Annotated in this window: 15 protein-coding genes; 4 read left to right on the top strand and 11 right to left on the bottom strand. The window is 72.1% G+C overall.

What is annotated here, in order from left to right; translation table 11 throughout:
• Positions 1-85 precede the first annotated feature (85 nt).
• On the top strand, positions 86-1,183 hold the full coding sequence (locus ACI78R_RS17445; protein WP_457041636.1) for a glycosyltransferase: 1,098 nt from the start codon (positions 86-88) through the stop codon (positions 1,181-1,183).
• On the opposite strand, the gene ACI78R_RS17440 is transcribed toward ACI78R_RS17445, so the two are convergent.
• A complete protein-coding gene (locus tag ACI78R_RS17440) occupies positions 1,153-2,346 on the bottom strand; it encodes a glycosyltransferase family 4 protein (RefSeq protein WP_457041635.1) in 1,194 nt (397 codons plus the stop codon). The genes ACI78R_RS17445 and ACI78R_RS17440 overlap by 31 nt on opposite strands.
• Before the next feature lie 172 nt (positions 2,347-2,518).
• Positions 2,519-3,523: a hypothetical protein gene (locus ACI78R_RS17435; protein ID WP_457041634.1), complete on the bottom strand. Its 1,005-nt coding sequence runs from the start codon at positions 3,521-3,523 to the stop codon at positions 2,519-2,521.
• A 689-nt stretch (positions 3,524-4,212) separates the two neighbouring features.
• On the opposite strand from ACI78R_RS17435, the gene ACI78R_RS17430 reads away from it, so the two are divergent.
• Positions 4,213-4,755 carry a YdcF family protein gene (locus ACI78R_RS17430; protein ID WP_457041633.1) on the top strand — a complete coding sequence of 181 codons (543 nt, stop codon included), beginning with the start codon at positions 4,213-4,215 and terminating at the stop codon, positions 4,753-4,755.
• 86 nt (positions 4,756-4,841) lie between these two features.
• Here ACI78R_RS17430 and ACI78R_RS17425 read toward each other — a convergent pair whose 3' ends face one another.
• From ACI78R_RS17425 to ACI78R_RS17400, 6 genes are all read right to left on the bottom strand, one after another.
• On the bottom strand, positions 4,842-5,864 hold the full coding sequence (locus ACI78R_RS17425; protein WP_457041632.1) for a GNAT family N-acetyltransferase: 1,023 nt from the start codon (positions 5,862-5,864) through the stop codon (positions 4,842-4,844).
• 47 nt (positions 5,865-5,911) lie between these two features.
• A complete protein-coding gene (locus ACI78R_RS17420; protein ID WP_457041631.1) occupies positions 5,912-7,102 on the bottom strand; it encodes a lipopolysaccharide biosynthesis protein in 1,191 nt (396 codons plus the stop codon).
• Between the two features lie 160 nt (positions 7,103-7,262).
• The gene (locus tag ACI78R_RS17415) at positions 7,263-7,916 is read right to left on the bottom strand and encodes a sugar transferase (protein WP_457041630.1); all 654 of its coding nucleotides are present in this window, start codon (positions 7,914-7,916) and stop codon (positions 7,263-7,265) included.
• Positions 7,913-9,064: a DegT/DnrJ/EryC1/StrS family aminotransferase gene (locus ACI78R_RS17410; protein ID WP_457041629.1), complete on the bottom strand. Its 1,152-nt coding sequence runs from the start codon at positions 9,062-9,064 to the stop codon at positions 7,913-7,915. Before ACI78R_RS17410 ends, ACI78R_RS17415 begins: the two co-directional genes overlap by 4 nt.
• Positions 9,061-10,890: a polysaccharide biosynthesis protein gene (locus ACI78R_RS17405; protein ID WP_457041696.1), complete on the bottom strand. Its 1,830-nt coding sequence runs from the start codon at positions 10,888-10,890 to the stop codon at positions 9,061-9,063. Before ACI78R_RS17405 ends, ACI78R_RS17410 begins: the two co-directional genes overlap by 4 nt.
• A 109-nt stretch (positions 10,891-10,999) precedes the next feature.
• The gene (locus tag ACI78R_RS17400) at positions 11,000-12,472 is read right to left on the bottom strand and encodes a polysaccharide biosynthesis tyrosine autokinase (RefSeq protein ID WP_457041628.1); all 1,473 of its coding nucleotides are present in this window, start codon (positions 12,470-12,472) and stop codon (positions 11,000-11,002) included.
• A 480-nt stretch (positions 12,473-12,952) separates the two neighbouring features.
• Between ACI78R_RS17400 and ACI78R_RS17395 the strand changes: the two genes are divergently transcribed.
• Positions 12,953-14,311: a hypothetical protein gene (locus tag ACI78R_RS17395; protein ID WP_457041627.1), complete on the top strand. Its 1,359-nt coding sequence runs from the start codon at positions 12,953-12,955 to the stop codon at positions 14,309-14,311.
• Complete coding sequence (locus tag ACI78R_RS17390) at positions 14,308-15,279, top strand: NAD-dependent epimerase/dehydratase family protein (protein ID WP_457041626.1); 972 nt, start codon at positions 14,308-14,310, stop codon at positions 15,277-15,279. Before ACI78R_RS17395 ends, ACI78R_RS17390 begins: the two co-directional genes overlap by 4 nt.
• A gap of 9 nt (positions 15,280-15,288) precedes the next feature.
• Here ACI78R_RS17390 and ACI78R_RS17385 read toward each other — a convergent pair whose 3' ends face one another.
• The 3 genes from ACI78R_RS17385 to ACI78R_RS17375 all read right to left on the bottom strand — a co-directional run bounded on the left by ACI78R_RS17385 (position 15,289) and on the right by ACI78R_RS17375 (position 19,196).
• On the bottom strand, positions 15,289-16,884 hold the full coding sequence (locus tag ACI78R_RS17385) for an FAD/NAD(P)-binding protein (protein WP_457041625.1): 1,596 nt from the start codon (positions 16,882-16,884) through the stop codon (positions 15,289-15,291).
• Positions 16,881-17,582, bottom strand: a complete 702-nt coding sequence (locus tag ACI78R_RS17380) for an acetyltransferase (protein ID WP_457041624.1) — start codon at positions 17,580-17,582, stop codon at positions 16,881-16,883. Before ACI78R_RS17380 ends, ACI78R_RS17385 begins: the two co-directional genes overlap by 4 nt.
• 480 nt (positions 17,583-18,062) lie before the next feature.
• Positions 18,063-19,196, bottom strand: coding sequence for a glycosyltransferase (locus ACI78R_RS17375; protein ID WP_457041695.1), 1,134 nt, complete (start codon positions 19,194-19,196; stop codon positions 18,063-18,065).
• Between the last annotated feature and the right edge of the window lie 149 nt (positions 19,197-19,345).

Below are 19,345 nucleotides of genomic sequence, written 5' to 3'. Positions count from 1 at the left end.
ACCCCCCGGTCCGACAGGAGGCCTGACCGCGCCCCCCGGGCTCAGGAACCCCCAGCGATCTGGCGCTCGGCTCTACAGTGCACCGGTGAGCGTGCCGCAGCTCGTCGTCGCCTCTGCTTACGGTGCGAACGGAGCCAGCACCCGCGTGCGCGTCCTCGACTGGCTGCGTTTCCTCCACCTCGACGCCGAGGTGCACAACTATCTCGGGACGTCGGACGTCCGCCCGCACACGCTCCTCCACCATCCTCTGGGCGTCGTCCGCGCGGAGCGCCGGTTGCACCGGCTGGCGCGGCGACCGTCGATCGAGCGGCTGCTGGTGTCCCGCTCCGTGGGGCCGTTCACCGGAGGCCGCCGAGAGGCCCAGATCCTGCAGCGAGCCGAGTGGGGCGTGTACGACTTCGACGACGCCCTGTACGCCGACACCCGCTCCGGGGTCTACCGCTTCCTCGGCCAGGCGGCCGGTTGGGCGCGAGCCGTCCGCGCTGCGGACCTCGTGATCGCCGGTAACGCGCTCCTGGCCGAGGCCGCTGCGGACCTCAACCCCAACGTCCAGGTCATCCCGAGTTGTGTCGACCCCGCGAGGATCCCTCTGAAGCAGGACCACTCCGTGGGCAGCACCCCGAGGCTGGTGTGGATGGGATCTCCTTCGACCGAGACCTACCTCCAGTCAATAGCGCCGGCGCTCCTCGAGGTCCACCGGCGCACGGGAGCACGTCTGCTGGTCATCAGCGCAGGCCGCCGACACCTGGGCGACCTCGAGGCGGTGGTCGACCGCGTCGAGTGGGCCGGACCGGGTACGGACAGCTTGTTGACCCAAGCGGACTGCGGCATCATGCCGCTCCCGGACTCGCCGTTCACTCGCGGGAAGTGCGCCTACAAGCTGCTGCAGTACGGGGCTGCCGGCTTGCCCGCCGTGGCCTCACCCGTGGGCGTGAACGCCCAGGTCATCCGGGAACTCGGCGCCCGTTCGGCCACCGACCAGGAGTCATGGGTGAGCGCGCTGGTGGAGTCGCTCGACGAGTCGGTCGCCGGGCGTCGGGAACGCGGCCTGGCAGCCCGCGCAGCAGTGGAGGACCACTACAGCTTCTCGGCCTGGGGCTCGGCGTTCCGACAGGCGCTGCGACTCCCGGACGAGGACCTCGCACGAGGACATCAGGAGGTACCGGCCCGGTCGCCGAGGTAGATCGTCTGTAGGCCGGACCAGATGGTCCCGGGCCGGAAGTCCCTCAGAGCCCGCTCCCGTGCCGCTCGGCCGGCTGCCCGGACCCCGTCACGGTCGCTGACACAGGAGCGGATGGTGTCGGCCAGTTGCCCGACGTCCCCGGTCTCCACCAGCCAGCCGGTGTGACCGGGGACCACCGAGTCCCGGGAACCCGTCGCCGTCGTGGTGATGCTCGGGACCTCGGCCAGGGCGGCCTCGAGGACGACGTTGGGGAAACCCTCCCGACGCGTGGGCAGACACAGGACGTCCATCCCCACGTAGACGTGGTACAGGTCGAAGGTCCAGTCGTCGATCCGGATCACCTCGTCCCCGATGGCCGCCCGGAGTTCCTCGTCCTCGACGGGGCCGAGCAGGACGAGGCGGACGGGCAGGCCGTCGAGGGACCGGAGCGCCTGGAGGAGATCCTGGACCCCCTTGTCGAAGGCGATCCGCCCGACGAACCCCACGACCAGTTCGTCCGGGCGCACGCCCCATCCGGATCGAACGGCTTCCCGGTCAACCGCGGCGAACCCCTGGTCCCAGCGTGTGGAGTCGACCCCGTTGCTGCTCCCGTGTCCGATGACGACGGGCCGGTCGCGCCGTCCGAACAGCTTCCGGGTCGTTGCTTCGTCCCGGAGGCTGTGGCTGACGCAGACGACGTCGGTCGCGAGCAGCACCGTCAGCCGCTCCGCCGCCCACAGCACCGTCCGTTGCAGGCGGGACCGCGCGCCTTCGAGTCGCAGTCCGCGCATGACGTAGACGCGCACCGGCACACGGGTCAGCCATCCGGCGAGGACGCCCAGGAGCCCGGCCTTCGGCGTGCCCACGTTCAGCACGTCGGGACGGAGCCGACGCAGCAGTCCGATCCAGCGGGCCAGGGCCACAGCGTCGCGGAGCAGGCTGGTGTCGCGCTCCATCGGCAACGTGTGGATGGTGATCTCTTCGCGCTCGGCGACGGCGTCGAGTGGAGCGCCGGGTGAGGTCACGAGATGGACGTCCCATCCCTGCCGCCGGAACCAGCCGAGCTGACCCCGCAGCAGGGTCGCGGCCGATTGAGGGACGGTGATGCCGTAGACGATGCGAGGTCGGTGCGGGGGAGATGACCTTGCAGTCGGCTCGGGTCGTTGCACCGCACGACGGGTCATCGGACTCCTCACCACTCCGTGCGTCACTGAGTCCCCCTGCGCCCGGCGACGAGGACGGAAGCTAGCTGCCGCGCGTCAGGGGGACAACGGTTCGTGTCCTGGCCGGACGGCGATCGCCCTCTCGGACCGGGGCGGATGCGCACCGCCGGCTCGGGTCCGGCACGTTGCCGCATCACTGACGGTCGAGGTCCGTCCGGTACCCGAGCATCTGGTTGTCCCCGATGTCGGCCGGATCGACGGCGATCGTGCGTATCCCCACGGGGTCCCCACAGGTCGGCTCGACCAGCGTGGCGGTGTTGCCGCGGATGACGGCGTCGGACGCGAGGCGCACGAGGATCGCCTCCGTGTGGGACACGAGGGTGTTGTCGGTGATGCTCACGCCGGTGGTCCGGTACTCGGCTGAACGGAAGCTGATGGCGGGGAGGCAGTTGTCCGTGTCGCTGCCCGGCATGGTGACCGTGTTGTCCGCGATGACCAGTCCGGAGACGTCGTTGTCGCGCGTCGTGTAGGGCGTCCCCACGGAGAAGAAGGCCCAACCGTGGCTGCCGACGGTGTTACCGGTGTAACGGACGTCGCGCCCGGGCCAGCCGTCGCCCTGTATCTCCAGGTCGAGAGCGTGGTAGGCGATGTTGTTGAAGACGCTGTCCTCCACCGACATCCCGTCGCAGGCCACGCACGAGATCCCCATCCTGCCGACCGTGTCCGCGGAGACGTGCCGGATCACGATGTCGCTCGGGATGCTGGTGTCGTCGGGGCCCTGGGCGACCGCGATGAAGTCGCCGTGCGCACCGCGTCCGTGCACGTGTTCGACCGTCACACCGTCGGTCCCCCGGATGAACAGGTTGTGGTCCCACTCGTGGGTGTCGTCGAACTCCGCGACCGGGTTGACCCCGACGAGCGACATGTCCCGCAGGGTGATGTCGGAGCCGTACTCGAGGTACCACTGAGCCCGATTGGTGTACTCGGGGGCCTCGTCGAAGGCCTTGAACGTGGCGCTGTTCCCCTCGACCACCAGCCCGTGGCGGCCCTTGAGCTCCAGGGTGCCGTCGACCCGGTAGCAGGCGCTCTCCTCGAACAGGATCGTGCTGTCGTCGGGCACCGACGTGATCCAGGCGTTCACCTCGTCCGTGACGTCGGTGGAACAGTCGCCGGGGATGTCGAGGGGGATCGTGTGCACCGGAGACCCCGAGTCCCCCGGCTCGACGACCCCCGGGGCGGGCGCTCCGGTGGTCGGCACGACTCCGGAGAGCTGGGACAGCCCGCTTCCGGACCCCGCTGTGGGCGACACCGGGATCGACTCCTGGGTGGTGTTGCCGCTGGCGGTCACGGAGACGTGTACCTCACCGCCGAACCCGGGCGGGGGGCGGAACGCGATCCGGAACCGCCCGGCGTCGTCGGTCGTCCGCCACGCCGTGGCGCTGCCCCCGTCGAAGGTCGCGGACACCACGGCCGACGTGGAGTCCGAGAACCCGTGCCCCGTGGCCAGGACGACATCATCGCGGACGCTGAGCGTCAGGACCGGATGCCCTGAGCCGATGCCCGTGTCGCTCAGGAGCGAGGCGACGACGACCCCGGCCGTCACGGCTGCCAGCCCCACCAGGAGGCCCCGCCCCCGACCTCGCGGTGCCGCGTCGCGACCCAGGGGGCGGGGGTGCGCGATCGCGTCGTGGTCCTGCCGGGGCGCCGGAGCAGTCACGGGGAGCCGCCGGTGACATGACGACGGCCGAGTGGCCGGGCGCGGGCCGACACCGTCGTCCGGAGCAGGCCGACGGCGCTGCTCGTCCGTCGGTGCTGGTCCTCCCGCGGTGACCGGTCACGGCGCGACGAGGCCCCCGCCGGCACGCGGGACCTGGCACCCTGCCTCCCGTGCGGTGGCTGGCAGTCCGCGGGCGGTGGCTCGTCGCCGTCGCGGTCCTCCTGGTGGGAGCCGGTGGTGCGGTCCTCGGTCTGTTCGTGTTCCCGTCGACCGGCGCGCTGCGGCCCGCGGACGCGGTGGTCGTCCTGGCGGGGGATGCTCCTGCGCGGCTGCCGCTCGCTGTCGCGCTGGCCGAGGGAGGACCGGCGGTCCTCGTCGTCTCCGTCGCCGAGGGGGAGGACAACGAGTCGGCGCGGGCACTGTGTGTTGAGCCGCGCGAGCTGACGGTCCGCTGCTTCCGTGCTGACGGATCGGACACCAGGGCGGAGGCGAGGGCGCTCGGCCGGCTCGTGGCGGAGGAGGGGTGGACCCGGATCACCGTCGTCACCAGCAGCTACCACGTCGTGAGGGCCGGCCTGCTCGTGCGCAGGTGCACGGACGCCGAGGTGCAGGTGGTCGATCCGCCAGCTCGCATGTCCCTCCGGCGCTGGGCGCATGCGGTCGTCGGTGAGGTCGGGGGGCTCGTGGTCGCCTCGGTGGATCGGTCCTGCTGAACGGTCCGGGACCTCCGTGGCGCGGGACCCCCGTCGTGTCCCATGGCGCCCCGCGCGACGCGGGGCGCAGCCCGCGGCGCTGTCGGTCAAGGACGACGCCACGGTGGGAAGAACCCGTCCGTCGACGTCGTCCCGGCGAGTTCCGCATAGGTCTCGGGATCGTGGACGAGCTTGGCGATGCGGAACGCGCGAGGCGCGCTGGTCGGGTCGTAGCGCCTCTTGAAGACGAACAGCGGTGAGTCGGCCCGACCTCCTAGACCGCCTCCCAGGTGGAACCCGGTGGTCCCGCGGGACTGCGCCCACTGGGCCGCGGCGAGGAAGCACCGGTTCGAGGCGCCGATCGACCGTCCCTCGTCGGTGGACCCGCCGAGGTGGTAGTGCAGCCACGTGCCGTGCACGAAACAGAGCAGCGCCGCGACGAGTTCTCCGTCCAGCCGGCCCTCGACCAGCAGCGGCTGCAACACGGCGCCGTCGGCCAGGAGCGCCTCCCAGTACTGCGTCGGGAAGTAGAAGAAGCGCTCCGCCTGTTGACGGCGCATCGTCTCCTCGTAGACCCGCCGGAACTCCTCCAGTGAGGAGGGGCGGGAGACGACGGTGATCTCGAGGCCCGCTCTGTCGGCGCGGCGTGTCGCCCGCCGGTGGTGGGCGTGCATGCCCTCGGCGAGGTCTCGCCCGGGTGTCACGTCCCACGCCACGGTGGAACCGACGTCGAGCACTCGGGCGCCGGGGGGAACGAGCGCGTCGTTCCCGAGGACGGGATGCATCCGGAGGAAGGTCGTGACGACGCCGTTGGCCCGGGCCCACGTGTCGAGAGCAGCGCCGAATGCCGGGATGCTGCGTGCTCCCCGTGCCACCGGACCGCCGTACCCGTAGGCGCTGGCCGCGTCCCAGCCCCTCCCGCCCTCCAGCGGGCGGAGCAGCAGCGGCAGCGCCACGTCGCCGTCGGGGTCGCGGTAGTGGAGCAGGACCGGGCGGGATCCCGGCGGCTCGAGGAGGACGGACGCGCGCTGGTAGGCCGCGCGAGTGTAGGTGTCCAGCCCGCCGAGGCGCGCGACGAGGGCGTCCCACTCGTCGTCGGCGAGGACCCGCACCTCCCCCACCGACCGCACGTCCCGCCCCGACGTGTCCCGCGCCCGGCGGGCAGTCCCCGTGGGGATCACGGATGCGTGTCACCCGTGGGCGTCTCGAGCCCGCGGGTCCGTCGGCTGGTCACGCGCGAGCGCGCTGTCACGGCCATCACGGTATAGGTCAAGAGCACGCAGTAGGGGATTCCCGCCGTCCCGACCAGGGGTTCCGCGACGGTCGTGCTCAGGACCAGGACGGCGCACCCCAGCAAGGCGCCCCAGGCACCGGTGCGCAGGTCGCGGAGCCCGGCGCATGCGGCGGAGTCGAAGTGGTAGCTGGCGTAGGGGATCCCTGCAGCGCAGAGGACGGGCAGGATCGAGCGGGCGGAGGAAAAGTCCGCACCGAGGAGGAGCGGGATCGCGAACCAGCCCAGCCCGGCGACGACGACGGCCAGGCTGCCGCTGAGGACCAGGACCGGACGGTACATCCGGCGCCAGGGGTCGAGGGTCCCCGTGGCCGCGATCCGTCTCGTCAGGACGGCGGTGAGGGCGACGGGTGCGATGTAGGTCAACTGGGCGAGGGAGGACGCGGCGGCGTAGATCCCGACCTCCGACGAGGACCCGTGGGCGCCGAGGATCAGCCGGTCACCGTTGACGACGAAGGACTGGCCGAGCGCCGACACCAGTGCGAAGCGGCTGAACGCCAGGAAGTGGCCGGCTTGCCGCCACCAGTCGCGCGTGCTCGCCGGGAGCCCCCCGCTGCTGGCGTCGGCCGCACGGCCGACGGCGAACTGGACCACGACGGAGACGGTGTTGCACAGTGCGAAGGAGTACAGCGCCGTCTGCGCTGTCAGGACGCCCAGCAGGTGGGCGCCGGTGATGCACAGCAGCTGACCCGCGGCGTTGCCCACGGCGATCGCCAGTGAGCTGCGGTGCCGGCCGAGCCCGTGGAGCCCCTCACGCAAGAGGTGGGCGACCAGCGCGGGGACGGAGTAGACGACGAAGGCCACGGCGACGGCCCGGTCGGCCGTGGACAGCCAGGACAGGACGAGCAGGCCGACCGTCCCGCTGATGACGAGGTGGGGCACCGCGAGTGCGAACGACAGGCAGGTGTAGCGCGACCAGCTCCACCAGCGGCCCACCTCGGCGAGGAGCACCCGCGACGCGTTCCCCGCACCGAGGCTGCTGACCAGCAGCAGGAGGGTGGCGAGCGTGGTGGCCAGCACGAGGTCACCGCGGTCCCCGGGGCCCAGCCACCGGGCGGAGAGCAGAGCCACGAACATCTGGAGGCCGACTTGCCCGAAGGACCAGATCGGTACCTGCGCGCCCCGCAGCACCCTGCGGACGTGACCGAGGTGCGGAGGTCGCGACGGCGAGGACGGAGGTGCAGGCGTGGCCGGAGCGGCCACGGAGGTCACGCTGACGCCGCGCTCCGCCGCGCTGTCACGCGGCATCGTGCCCTCGGTCACCGGGGTTCGGCCCTCCGCCGGTGAAGAGGTGCATGGTGGCGGCGCCCGGGGCGGAGATCCCCTGCCGCCGCAGGACGGTGGCGAGCGTGGCGGCGAGGATGCGCAGATCCAGGACCGGCCCCAGTTCGGTCACGTACTGGATGTCCGCGGTGAACCTGTCGTCCCAGCTGAGCTCGTTGCGTCCACGCACCTGCGCCAGTCCCGTGACGCCGGGCCGCACCTCGTGTCGACGCGCCTGCTCGGGGGTGTACCGCTCGAGGTACTCCATCAGCAGGGGGCGGGGTCCGACCAGGGACATGTCCCCGCGGAGGACGTTCCACAGCGTGGGCAGTTCGTCGAGGCTGGTACTGCGCAGCCAGCGGCCGAACGGTGTGAGCCGTTCCCCGTCGGTGCTCACGTCGTCGGAGTCGCCCAGGATGCGCATCGTACGGAACTTGACGAGCGTGAAGGGCTCGCCGTGTCGCCCCGGCCGCTGTTGCCGGAACAGGACCGGACGCCCGAGGTCGCGCCGGACGGCCACCGCGACCGCGGCCATGACCGGCGCTCCCAGCACCAGTCCGGTGCCGGACACCACGACGTCGACCGCCCGCTTGACCGCGAGGTAGACGCGGTGCTCTGGCCGCCTCACCGGAGCCGTCCCAGGAAGGTGTGGATCTCGGCGAGGACCGTCTCGACCTCCCCGGGGGACAGCGCTGAACCGCTGGGGAGGGCGAGCCCGGTGGCGAACAACCTGTCGGCGGACCCGTCGAGGAACGCGCGGGCTCGGGCGAAGACCGGCTGGGCGTGCATCGGCTTCCACAGGGGGCGCGACTCGACACCGGCTGCGTCCAGTGCGACACGCAGGTCCTCGGCGGACCACCCGGTGACCGCTGGGTCGACGATGACCGCGGTCAACCAGCAGTTGTCGTCCTCGTCGCCGTCGCGTTGGAAGACCCGGACCCCGGGGATCCCGGCGAACAGCGCCGTGTACCGCTCGCGCAGGACCCGGCGCCGCCCGATCATCTCGTCGAGTCGCTCGAGCTGCGCGATCCCCAGGGCGGCCAGCACGTTGCTCAGCCGGTAGTTGTAGCCGACCTCCGTGTGCTCGTAGTGCACCGCCGGCTGGCGTGCCTGGGTGCTGAGGTAGCGCGCGCGATCGGCGATCGCAGCGTCGTCGGTGAGCAGCATGCCGCCACCGCTCGTCGTCATGATCTTGTTGCCGTTGAACGAGAGCGCGGCGCAGGTCCCGTACGAGCCCGCGGGACGGGACGCATGACGGGCGCCCAGCGCCTCCGCCGCATCGGAGACGACGGGGACGCCGGACCGCTCGGCGATGGGTTCGATCCGCGTGTAGTCCGCACAGCGACCCAGTAGATCGACCGGGACGATGGCGGCGACCCGGGTGCCCTCTGACCGGAGCCCGGTCAGGGCGTCCTCGAGGAGACCCGGGGCGAGCGTCCCGGTCTCCGGGTCACAGTCGACCAGGACCGGCTCCGCGCCGGTGTACACGACGGCGTTGACGGTCGCTGCGAAGGTCAACGTGGGGACGACCACTGCACGACCCGGCGCTGCCCCTGCGTGGAGCAACGCGAGGTGGAGTGCCGCCGTGCCGGACGACAGCGCAACGCCGTGACGGCGCTCGCACCGGTCGGCGACACGCTGCTCGAACTCGTCCACCATCGGTCCCAGTGGCGCGATCCACCCGGAGCGGATGGCGTCGGCGACCAGTTCCCCTTCCCGCACGCCGACGTCAGGGGACGACAGGAGGATCCGTCGTCGCGTGGCCGTGGGCGTCATCGAGCGACCGACCGGAACTCGGCGTGACGAGACGCCCAGGTGTCGGGGTCCTCCGGCGGGGTCCGCATCTGGTCCCCGATCCGCAACTGGTCCAGGTGCTCCAGGGCGGCGGTCGCCAGCGGCGACACCGGGACGTGGCTGATCATCGGGTGGACCGGGCGGGCGTCCACCTCGCCGGCACCGAAGAGGTCCTCGTGCAGCTTCTCGCCCGGGCGGAGCCCGGTGAAGTGGACGGGGATCGCGCGCCCTTCCATGTCGATCAGTTGTCGGGCGACGTCCGCGATCCGCACAGGGGCGCCCATGTCCAGGACGAGGGCCTCGCCGGCGTTCCCGATGGCGCCGGCCTGGATGACCAGCTGTACCGCCTCGGGGATGGTCATGAAGTAGCGGGTCACCTCGGGATGCGTGACGGTCACCGGACCGCCCCGGGCGATCTGTGCGGTGAAGGTCTCGAGCACCGATCCGCGGCTGCCGAGCACGTTGCCGAAACGGACGGACAGGAAGCGCCCGGAGTTGCGCCGCGCGTACGTGGCGGTCAGCAGCTCGGCCATGCGCTTGGTGTGGCCGAGGACGTTGACGGGGTCGGCGGCCTTGTCCGTGGAGACGTTGATGAAGTGCGTCACCTGGACCGACGTCGCAGCGGCGAGGACGTTGCGAGTGCCCAGCACGTTGGTCTTCCAGCCCTCGTCGGGGTACTGCTCGAGCATGTTCACGTGCTTCAGCGCGGCGGCATGGAAGACGACCTCAGGACGTCGTTCCGCGAACAGGTCCTGCAGCACCTCGCTGTCGCGGATGTCGGCGAGGATCGCCTGGGGCAGGTCCAGCCTCGCCTCTCCGAACATCGTCAGCTGCAGGGCGTGCAGCGCGGACTCGTCCCGGTCGAGCATCAGCAGCTCACCAGGGGCGAACCGGGTGAGCTGGCGGCACAGCTCCGACCCGATCGAACCCCCGGCCCCGGTGACGAGCACCCGCTTGCCGCGGACGTAGTCGGCGATCGCCGCCACGTCGGTGTCGATCTGCCGGCGCCCCAGCAGGTCGGCGACGTCGATGTCCCGGACGTCCCGGATCCCGATGCGGCGGGAGTCGAGCAGGTCGGTGACGCGAGGGAGGACCTTGACCGTGAGTCCCGCCGCGGTGGCCAGCCGGGAGAGGTCCCGGACGAGGTCCGATCCGGCCGAGGGGAGGGCGATGACGAGGACCTCGGCGCCGGTCGCGGCGGCCGCGGCCCGCATGCGCTCCCGCCCGCCCATCATGCGGACGCCCCGGATGCGGGCGTGTCGCTTCTCCGGGTCGTCGTCCAGGAGGCCGACGGGGAGGAAGGTGCCGGCGGGGTCGCCCAGCATGGACCGGATGAGCTGCTCGCCGGCGTCACCCGCGCCGAACACGAGCGTCGGCTGGCCGCTGCGCGGCCGGATCGCGCCCTCCCGCTGGCTCCGGATGGCCAGACGGAAGCCGATCATGAGCACGAAGCCCACGATCGCGGCGACGGTCGGCACGCTCAGGGGCAGCATCCGGCGGCTGCCGAGCGTGACGTCCAGGCCCGTGACGACGAGCGCCGTGAGGCCGACGGCGGCGCCCAGGGCCTTGAGCTCGTCCAGACTGCCCACGGCATAGCGCCCCTGGTGCAGCCGGAGCGCGCTGGAGGCGAGGGGGAAGACCGCGACGGTCACGGCTCCGGCGAGCAGCAGCCCGCGGGCGTTCATCTCGTCGAGTGATCCCTCGTACCGGGCTGCGGTCGCGAGGACGAGCCCGGCTGTGAGGGAGAGGAGGTCGACCAGGAGCATCACGCAGCGGATCAGCTTCCACCTCGAGATGGGCGAGCGCATCGTCACGCTGACCTCCGAGCGTCGGACGGGCCGGAGCCCGCGGATGGGGTGACGGGTCGGGGCGGGTTCGTCAGGAGTCCACGACGGGGGCCCCGCACCACCTGCGGCGTCACGAGGGCTCACCTGTGGTCGACGGCAGCGCGATGCCGTCCGCGGGCTCGGTGCCCGCGCGCCCGGTGGTGCGCCGGTGCGCGCCGTGCCTGGGTGCGCCGGCCGAGGCCGACCGGATGGGATCCGCCGGGTAGCTCCGACGGGGGGAGCGTCGGACCTTCGGCCGCGGGACCCGGTTCAGGACCACACCGAGGAGTCGGGCATGGACCCGCTCGAGCGTGGTCGCGGCCTCGGTGAGCTCCTCGCGACGGGTCCGCCCGGCGTGCGTGACGAGCAGGCACCCGTCGGCGATCCCGCCCACGGCGGCGGCGTCGATGACCGGGAGCAGCGGGGGCGTGTCGATGACGATCACGTCCTGCTCGTCCCGCAGGACGTCCAGGAGGCCGCGCAGCTTGGGGGAGTCGAGCACCGCGTCCGGGTCCTCCGTCATCGCCCCCGCACCGACCACCGTGAGCCGGGGGTCGTCCCAGGACTGCATGGCCTCACGCAACGTCGCGGTCCCGACCAACAGGTCGGTGAGTCCGGGGCGGTCCTCGTCGAGCCCGAGGTAGCGAGCGACGCGCGGACGCCGCAGGTTCCCGTCGACGAGCATGACGCGATGCCCGGACCGTGCGAGAGAGACGGACAGGTTGACCGCCACCGTCGAGGCCCCCTCGCCCGGCAGCGCGCTCGTCACCACGACCACCTGCGGGGCGCGACCGCCGTCGACATGGCGGAGGGTGACCCGGATCGTCCGGTACGCCTCGGCGGTGAGGGTCTCCCCGTCGAGTTCCGGTGAGACGTGCCGGACGGACAGCTGCCGGTCCTCGAACACCCGTCCCACGAGCTCCGCTCCGGTGCTGGCGGCCACGTGGTCCTCGCGCCGGACGGACGTGTCCGTGCGATGACGCAGCAACGCGAGTCCCAGACCCACCAGGAGGCCGAGCGCGGCTCCGAGCATCAGGTTGCGTCGTTCCCCGGGGCTCACTGGCACCGGATCGAAGGCCGGGGGTTGGAGGGTCTCCACCTCGACGAGAGGAGTGGTGGTGCCGTTGGGCGTCTCCAACTCGGTGACGCGTGCGGAGAACTGTCGGACCAGTGACTCCGCTATGCCCTGGGCGCGCCCAGGTGACGTGTCCACGACCTCGATCTCCAGGATCACCGTGCCCGGCAGGGGGGTGACGGTGATCTGCTCGGACAGCTCCCGGGCGGTGAGAGGGAGGCGCAGGTCGTCGACGACGCGTTGGGCCATCTCCGTCCCGGTGAGCACCTGGACGTAGGAGACGCTCCGCTGTTGGACGAAGGAGTCCGCGTCCAACGGCTGGATCTCCTCGGGGTCCGCGATGGCGGAGATGAACAGCTCGGTCGTCGAGTGGTACGTCCGCTCGGCGGTCAGGTTCAGCAGCCCTGCGGCGAGGAGGCCGGCGAGGAGCCCGCCGACGATCCACCGACGCCGGGTGCGTACGGCCTCGAGCACGTCCTTCAGTTCCAACTGTCCCCCGTTCACGGGCTCGGGCGTCGCTCTGGCCGTCGAACCGTCGTCCTGTGTGACCTGGCAGGAGAGACGGAACCTAGTGCGGACGTCGGGGCCAGCGGACGGGTCAGCGCACCAGCTGATTCCGGCCCTCGGGCCCGTGACGTGCGTTCCCGCGACGAAAGCGCAGGTCAGCGGGCCGAAGCGATTACGTGTGCACCACGTCACGCAGTGTCATGGCGGCCTGTCGCTATCGGTTGTATCGCTGGGGGTGACGCTCCGTACGGCCCGGGTGGGACCTTGGTCCCTGGCCGTCTGTGCTGCTCAGACCCCTGTCGGCGGCCGCGCGGACAGGAATGTGGGGATCCCGGCAGTGACGGACCGTGACCCCTATGGGAGTCGGCCTCGCACGGTTAGCCTCCCCGCGTGACCGAGCGGGGACCGGGGCCGTGGCGGTGGGTCGCCGTCCTCCTGTTCGGCTACATCCTGGCCCGGCCGGTGTCCTCCAACGCGGTGCTCGTCCCGGTCCTGGCGGCGATGGGGGCACTGGCCGGCGCGACGTTGTTCTTCGCCCGCCGGCGCCTCGCGGGTCCGTTGGTCCCCGTCCTGTTCGTCACGTTCGCGTTCGGTCTCGTCGGTCTGGCCGCGGGACCGACCAATCCCGGCGTGATGAGCGGGATCCTGGTCTTCGTCGCTGCCCCGCTCCTGTACTGGATGGTGGCAACAGCGGTCGACGAACGGATGCTGAAGGCGGCGTTCACGGTGGCCGCCGTGGTGACCGTCTGGCTCGGGACCACCATCGCCGTCTTCGTCGCCCAGGAGACCGGGAGCCTGCCGTCGGTCCTCCCCGCCTTCGTGTTGGACCAGTACGGCGCGGCATTCGGAGGCGAGTACGGGCGGGTGGGGGCCGGGGCCAGCGACTACACGCAGATCCGCTTCTACGGTCTGACGACCCTGGTCGCCACGGGGCCGATGTGGATCGCCTCGTTGTTCGTCCCCCGCGACGCGCTCCTCCCCCCGCAGTGGCTCCGGGTCCTCGCTGCCGTGAGCGCGGTCGCGGGCACCCTCTCCGCCGGGCGACGCGCCCTCGCGCTCGTGCTCGTCCTCTCCCCGCTGATCGCCTGGCTGGTCAAGAAGGTGGTGAGTCGTTCTGGAGGGAGGCGGCTGCAGGGTCGGCAACGCCGGACCGTCCTCCTCGGTGGCGTGGCCGCTCTCGCGGCGCTCAGCGTGGTCCCGGGCTCGTCCCGGGTGGTCGCTGCGGCGGTGGGTGGACTCTGGGGTTACGCGACGGGCGACCCGGCGTCGGCGGGCAGTTCCCCGGACGACGTGTTGCGCACCTACCAGGCTCGCCGGCTGCTCGATGCCTGGTCCGAGTCACCGCTGTGGGGACACGGGTTCGGCGCCACGATGACCGACTTCTCCCGCAGCTTCGAGGAGCCCTGGCGATGGGAACTGCAGTACCACGCCATCCTCTTCTGGACCGGCGTCGTCGGTGCCCTCCTGATCGTGGCCGGCGCGCTGCTCACCCTCAACGCGGCGATCCGAGGCGCCCGCGTCCGGCCGGACCTGGTCCCGAGCCTGGTCGTGGCCTGTGCGGCATCGGCCGGGATGCTCATCGCCAACGCCACCAATCCCTACCTCCAGGCGCCGGCGCGGGTGTGGGCCATCTTCCTGCCGGTGGCGATCGCGAACGTCATGTTGGCCGACCTGCGCACCGATCCGTCCGGTCCTCGATCGCTGGTGGCCCGGGAGCGGGTCCGCCTGCGCATCCGGGCGCGGACGGCCGACCGCCGTGCCGTGGCGGTGGGGCCCGGAGGCGGCCCACCGCTGGGAGAGCCGAGGAGGAGCCCGTCGTGACCGTCCTGATCACCGGTGTCGCAGGTTTCGTGGGCAGTGCCCTGGCCAGACGCCTCCTCGCGGCCGGTGAGCGGGTCGTCGGCATCGACGCGTACACCGACTACTACGACCCGATGCTCAAGAAGGCCAACCTGGACGGCCTCCCGACGGACGGCTTCACCTTCGTCGACGCCGACCTGAACGCGGTCGATCTCGACGAGCTCCTGCGGGGCGTGACGGTGGTCTTCCACGAAGCGGGACAACCGGGTGTGCGCAAGTCGTGGGGCGAGGACTTCGGGACGTACCTGGACCTGAACGTCCTGGCCACGCAGCGTCTGCTGGAGGCGGCACGCCGGTCCCCGGACCTGCAGCGACTGGTCTACGCATCGTCCTCGTCGGTGTACGGCAACGCGGCGGTCTACCCCACGACCGAGGACGACGTCCCGCGGCCGCACAGTCCGTACGGCGTCACGAAGCTGGCCGCGGAGCACCTGTGCACCCTGTACGCCGGGAACTTCGGCGTCCCGACGGTGTCCCTGCGCTACTTCACCGTCTACGGCCCGGGGCAGCGACCGGACATGGCGTTCAACCGCTTCATCCGCGCAGCGATCGCCGACGAGCCGATCGTGGTCTTCGGCACGGGTGAGCAGGTGCGCGACTTCACCTTCATCGACGACGTGGTCGAGGCGAACCTGCTCGCCGCCCAGGGCGACGTCCGGCCGGGCGCGGTGTTCAACGTCTCGGGGGGCTCGAGCATCAGCGTCAACGAGGTGTTGGACGTCCTCTCCGGCATCGCCGGCCGTGAATTGCGCGTGGAGCGGACGGAAGCCGTCGCCGGCGACGTCGCGCGCACCGGGGGCTCGGCGGAGCGCATCCGTGAGGCTCTCGGGTGGCGACCCACGGTGGACATCGCGACGGGTCTGCGTGCGCAGTGGAGTTCACTCGGCGGACACGCCGCCATCCCGACCGGCCCAGGGCCGAGCCGGTAGGCGTCGTCGTCAGACCGGGAGCAGGCTGCGGGCGAGGTCGGCTCCCAGGGCGGTCCCGTAGGCGCTGATGCGACCGCAGTGCTCCATGTGCCACAGCGGTCCCCCGTTGACGAGGTTGCCGGCGAGCAGGGGACCCATGACGTGGAGTCCCGGGGCGGCGGTCAGGTCGGGGTCGACGGCGATGCCCCCGCCGAAGGGGGTCGTCCGGCACAGTCCGCTCCCGATCAGCTGGGAGAGCAACGCCGCCCCGGCGTCCTGGATACGCCGGGCCGGACCCGCGCAGTTGACGACGGCATCGGCGACCGGCAGGTCCCGGACGACGCCGTCCCGCTCGTAGCGGACGCGGACCCCGGTCTCGCCGGTGCCCTGGACGCCGGCGAAGCTGCCGGCGACCAGCCGCAGCCGCTGACCGGTCGCGAGGTGGTCCAGGACGTCGCAGTACTCCCCGCCGGCGCGGCGCTGGTGACGGCCCAGCTCCGTCCCCCACCACCCGGCGAACTCGAGCGCCTGGTCGGTGGACAGCCGCGGGAGCAGGGCGACGACCGCCTGGGCGACGGGACGGAGGGTGTCGCTCACGCCGAGACCGGTCTCCCGGCCCCTGGCGATGTCGGCCAACGCCGCTGCGAAGACGTCCTCGGCTGCGACCGTGGAGGCCGCCTGGAGGGCCACGAGGCTCTCCGCGGTGAAGGGGTGCGGTGTGGTGCCGTCCTCCATCCGCTCGGGCAGCACACCGCGAGGGGACAGCACCGTGAACACGGTGTCCTCGATCGCCGGCAGGTCGAGGTCGTTGAGCTGGTACAGCATGTCCATGGTCCCGGCGTTGGCGCCGATCAGGACGACGTGGGGTGGCCGGTCCCCGGCCCGGTCCTGCTGCTCCAGGCTCGTCCGGATGCGGTCGAGGGCGGCCCCCATCCCGTCGAAGGGGTCGTCGACGAGGGCGGCGGTCGGGGCGGCGTCCGCGTCCAGCCGGGAGGCCACGGGGAGTGACCCGGCCGCGAGGACCACGCGACGGGCACGGACGTCCTGATCCCCGCAGCGGAGCAGGTAACCACCGTCGGCCGCGTCGATCGAGAGCACCTCGTCCTGTACGACCCGGGTGACGGCGACGCCCGTCTCGCGAGCCCGGTCCAGCGCGTCCTGGGTCCGTTGAGCGATGTGGAGGCCGAAGACGTAGCGGGGCAGGTAGAGCGGATCGAAGTCGTCCCGCGCGATCTCGGCCTCGTGCCGGGCCCACCAGGCGACGGAGCGCGGACCTGCCTGTGCCCTGAACTCGTCGAACACCCAGCCCTTGTTGACCGAGAGCCATGCGGTGAACAGCGCCCGCTCGTCATCCGGCAGGAAGTCCCGCAGTGAGGTGATGAGCAGCGAGCCCCTGGCGGCACGACTGCCGTAGGCCACGCCCGGGAAGGGGTCGGAGGCGCGCTCGACGACGACGACCTGCAGGGGGGAGGCGGGCGGTCGCTCCGACAGCGTGCCCAACAGCGACATCAGGACGTACGCGGTGGACACGCCGGCGCCCACGAAGGCCAGGTCGTGGGCGCGGGTTCCCGCCTCCGTCCCCAGGTCGGCCGGCTGAGCCCGCTGCTCGGACGCCACGGCCGTCATCCCGTCACCATCCTGAGCCCGGACACGGGTCGGGCGAGGGTCGGGTCGGGGACCGGTTCACCGCTGCGGTCCGGGACGATCCGCGCGGGGTTCCCCACGGCCGTGCAGTGGTCGGGGATGTCGGAGATGACGACGGCGCCGGCCCCCACCCGGCTCCACCGGCCGACCTTCACCTTGGGGATGAGGACCGCACCGGCACCGATGTGGGTGCCCTCGCCGACCTCCACGTGGCCGCAGAGGGTGGCGTGCGGACTGACGTGCGCGAAGTCGCCGACCACACAGTCGTGGTCGACGCTGGCGGCGGTGTTGACGAGCACGTGGCGGCCGACCTGCGCGTTCGGCTGGATGACGGCCCCGTGCAGGACCACGGTCCCCTCACCGATCCGGGCAGAGGGCGCGATGAGTGCCGACGGGTGGATGGCCTGCTCGAACCTCGTGTCGAGCATGGAGACGAGCTCCGCCCGCTCGCCGTTGCGGCCCACGGCCATGACGACGGGGAGGGCGTCCACGGAGAAGGGGCCCGGTCCCACGAGCCGGATGCCCGGGTGCACGTCGATGCTCTGCGGATGCTGGTTCGCCGGCATGTCGTTGTACTGCCGTCGCACCCGTACCCCTGTCGACCGGAGCACGTCGATGACGACCTGTGCGTGGCCCCCTGCGCCGTAGACGTCACACACGGAGCGTTCCTCAGCGGTCATGCGGCATCCTCCCGGACTGGCGCCCGCCCGGGGCCCCATCCGTCTGACATGCGACGCGTCCCTGGGCCGGGACGCGTCGCTGCAGAGTAGTGAGCGCCGACGGCCGGATCGCCGGACCAAGGTCCCGCTCCTCCCGGAGGCGACACCCCGCGGCCCCGCGGCGACCGGTCGCATCCGGTCGAGGACACATCGTCATCGATCCGGGCCGGCCGGGTCGGTGGCGCCCACGGTCCGTCGTCCGGTGACCGGGCCGGAGGCGATGGCACGCCACCCAGGGCGGAGCGTCGTGGTCGTGCAGCGGATGCGGCCACCCCCGAGCCCCCCCCGCTCGGGTCTCCTCCAGCGATGCCTTCGGTCCGACCACCTCGCGCCACGCACCTCAACGGGCGCCGAGACACCGTGACCGGCCGGCGACCAGACGCTCCCGGCACGTGTGGACCCCGGTGGGGGATCCAGTTGTTCGGCGACGAACCGGGCACGTCACCGCCCGTCGCGGCGCGGTGCCTGCGCGCGGCGGACACGACTCCGCCCCCTGACGAGGGCCTCGCGGTACACCGACTCGAGATCGGACCAGATGGTCTGTGGGCGGAAGTCGGCCAGGGCGCGCGCGCGGGCGGCTCGCCCCAGCTCCCGGGCGCGCAGAGGGTCCTCCGCCCAGGTGCGCAGGGCCCCGGAGAGTGCCGTGACGTCCCCCGGGGGCACGAGCCATCCGGTGATCCCCGGGAGGACGGAGTCTCGCGCTCCCGTCGCCGTGGTGGTGATCGCAGGGACCTCGGCGAGCGCGGCCTCGAGGACGACGTTCGGGAGTCCCTCCCGCAGGGTCGGGAGGCAGAGGACGTCGATGCCCACGTAGACGGACGCCACGTCGTCGGTCTCGTCGACACGGACCACGCGGTCCCCGAGGGCGCGGATGGCCGGCTCCAGGTCCGCCTCGTCCAGCGAGCCGACGAGGACGAGCCGCAGGGGGAGGTCGGGCACCTCCGCGACGGCGGCCAGCAGCGTGTCGACGCCCTTGTCCCGGGTGAGGCGACCCACGAAGCCGACCACCGGTTCGTCAGGACGGACTCCCCATGCCGCGCGGACGGCGGACCGGTCGGCGGCGGCGAAGGCGGGGTCCCAACGCCCAGGGTCGACCCCGTTGCTGCTGCCCTTGGCCAGGACGACGGGTTCGTCCCGGCGTCCGAACAGGCCCCGGGTCGCCGCCTCCTGGCGGAGACTGGCGCTGACGCAGACCACGTCGGTCGCCAACCGGATGGTCAGCCGTTCGGCGAGCCAGAGGACGATCGATCGCATGCGGCCCTCCACGCCCTCGAGGCGCAGCCCTCGCATGACGTACACACGGACCGGCACCCGGGTCGACCACGCCGCCAGGCTGCCGAGCAGGGCGGCCTTCGGAGTGCCGACGTTGACCACGTCCGGACGCAGGCGGAGCAGGAGACGGATCCAGCGGAGCAGAGCCCGGACGTCTCGCGCCGGGGCGACCTCCCGTTCCATCAGGAGGGCATGGGTGGTCACCTCCTCCCTCCTGGCGACGACGTCGAGTTCCGCGCCGGGCGACGTCACCACGTGGACGTCCCATCCCCGGCTCCGGAACCAGCCGAGCTGGCCGCGCAGCAGGGTCGTCGCCGACCCCGGGACGGTGATCCCGTAGAGCAGGCGGGCTGGGGCGCCGTCCCGCCCCCCGCGGGCCCGCCGTGCCCCCTACCGGGCCCAATACTAAACCAATCGATGTACCCTCCCCCACCCCCCCCCGCCGGACGGCC

Source organism: Geodermatophilus sp. SYSU D01106 (assembly GCF_054049995.1).
The sequence above is the reverse complement of the archived record's forward strand: the minus strand, read 5'-3'. Positions and strand labels throughout refer to the sequence as shown.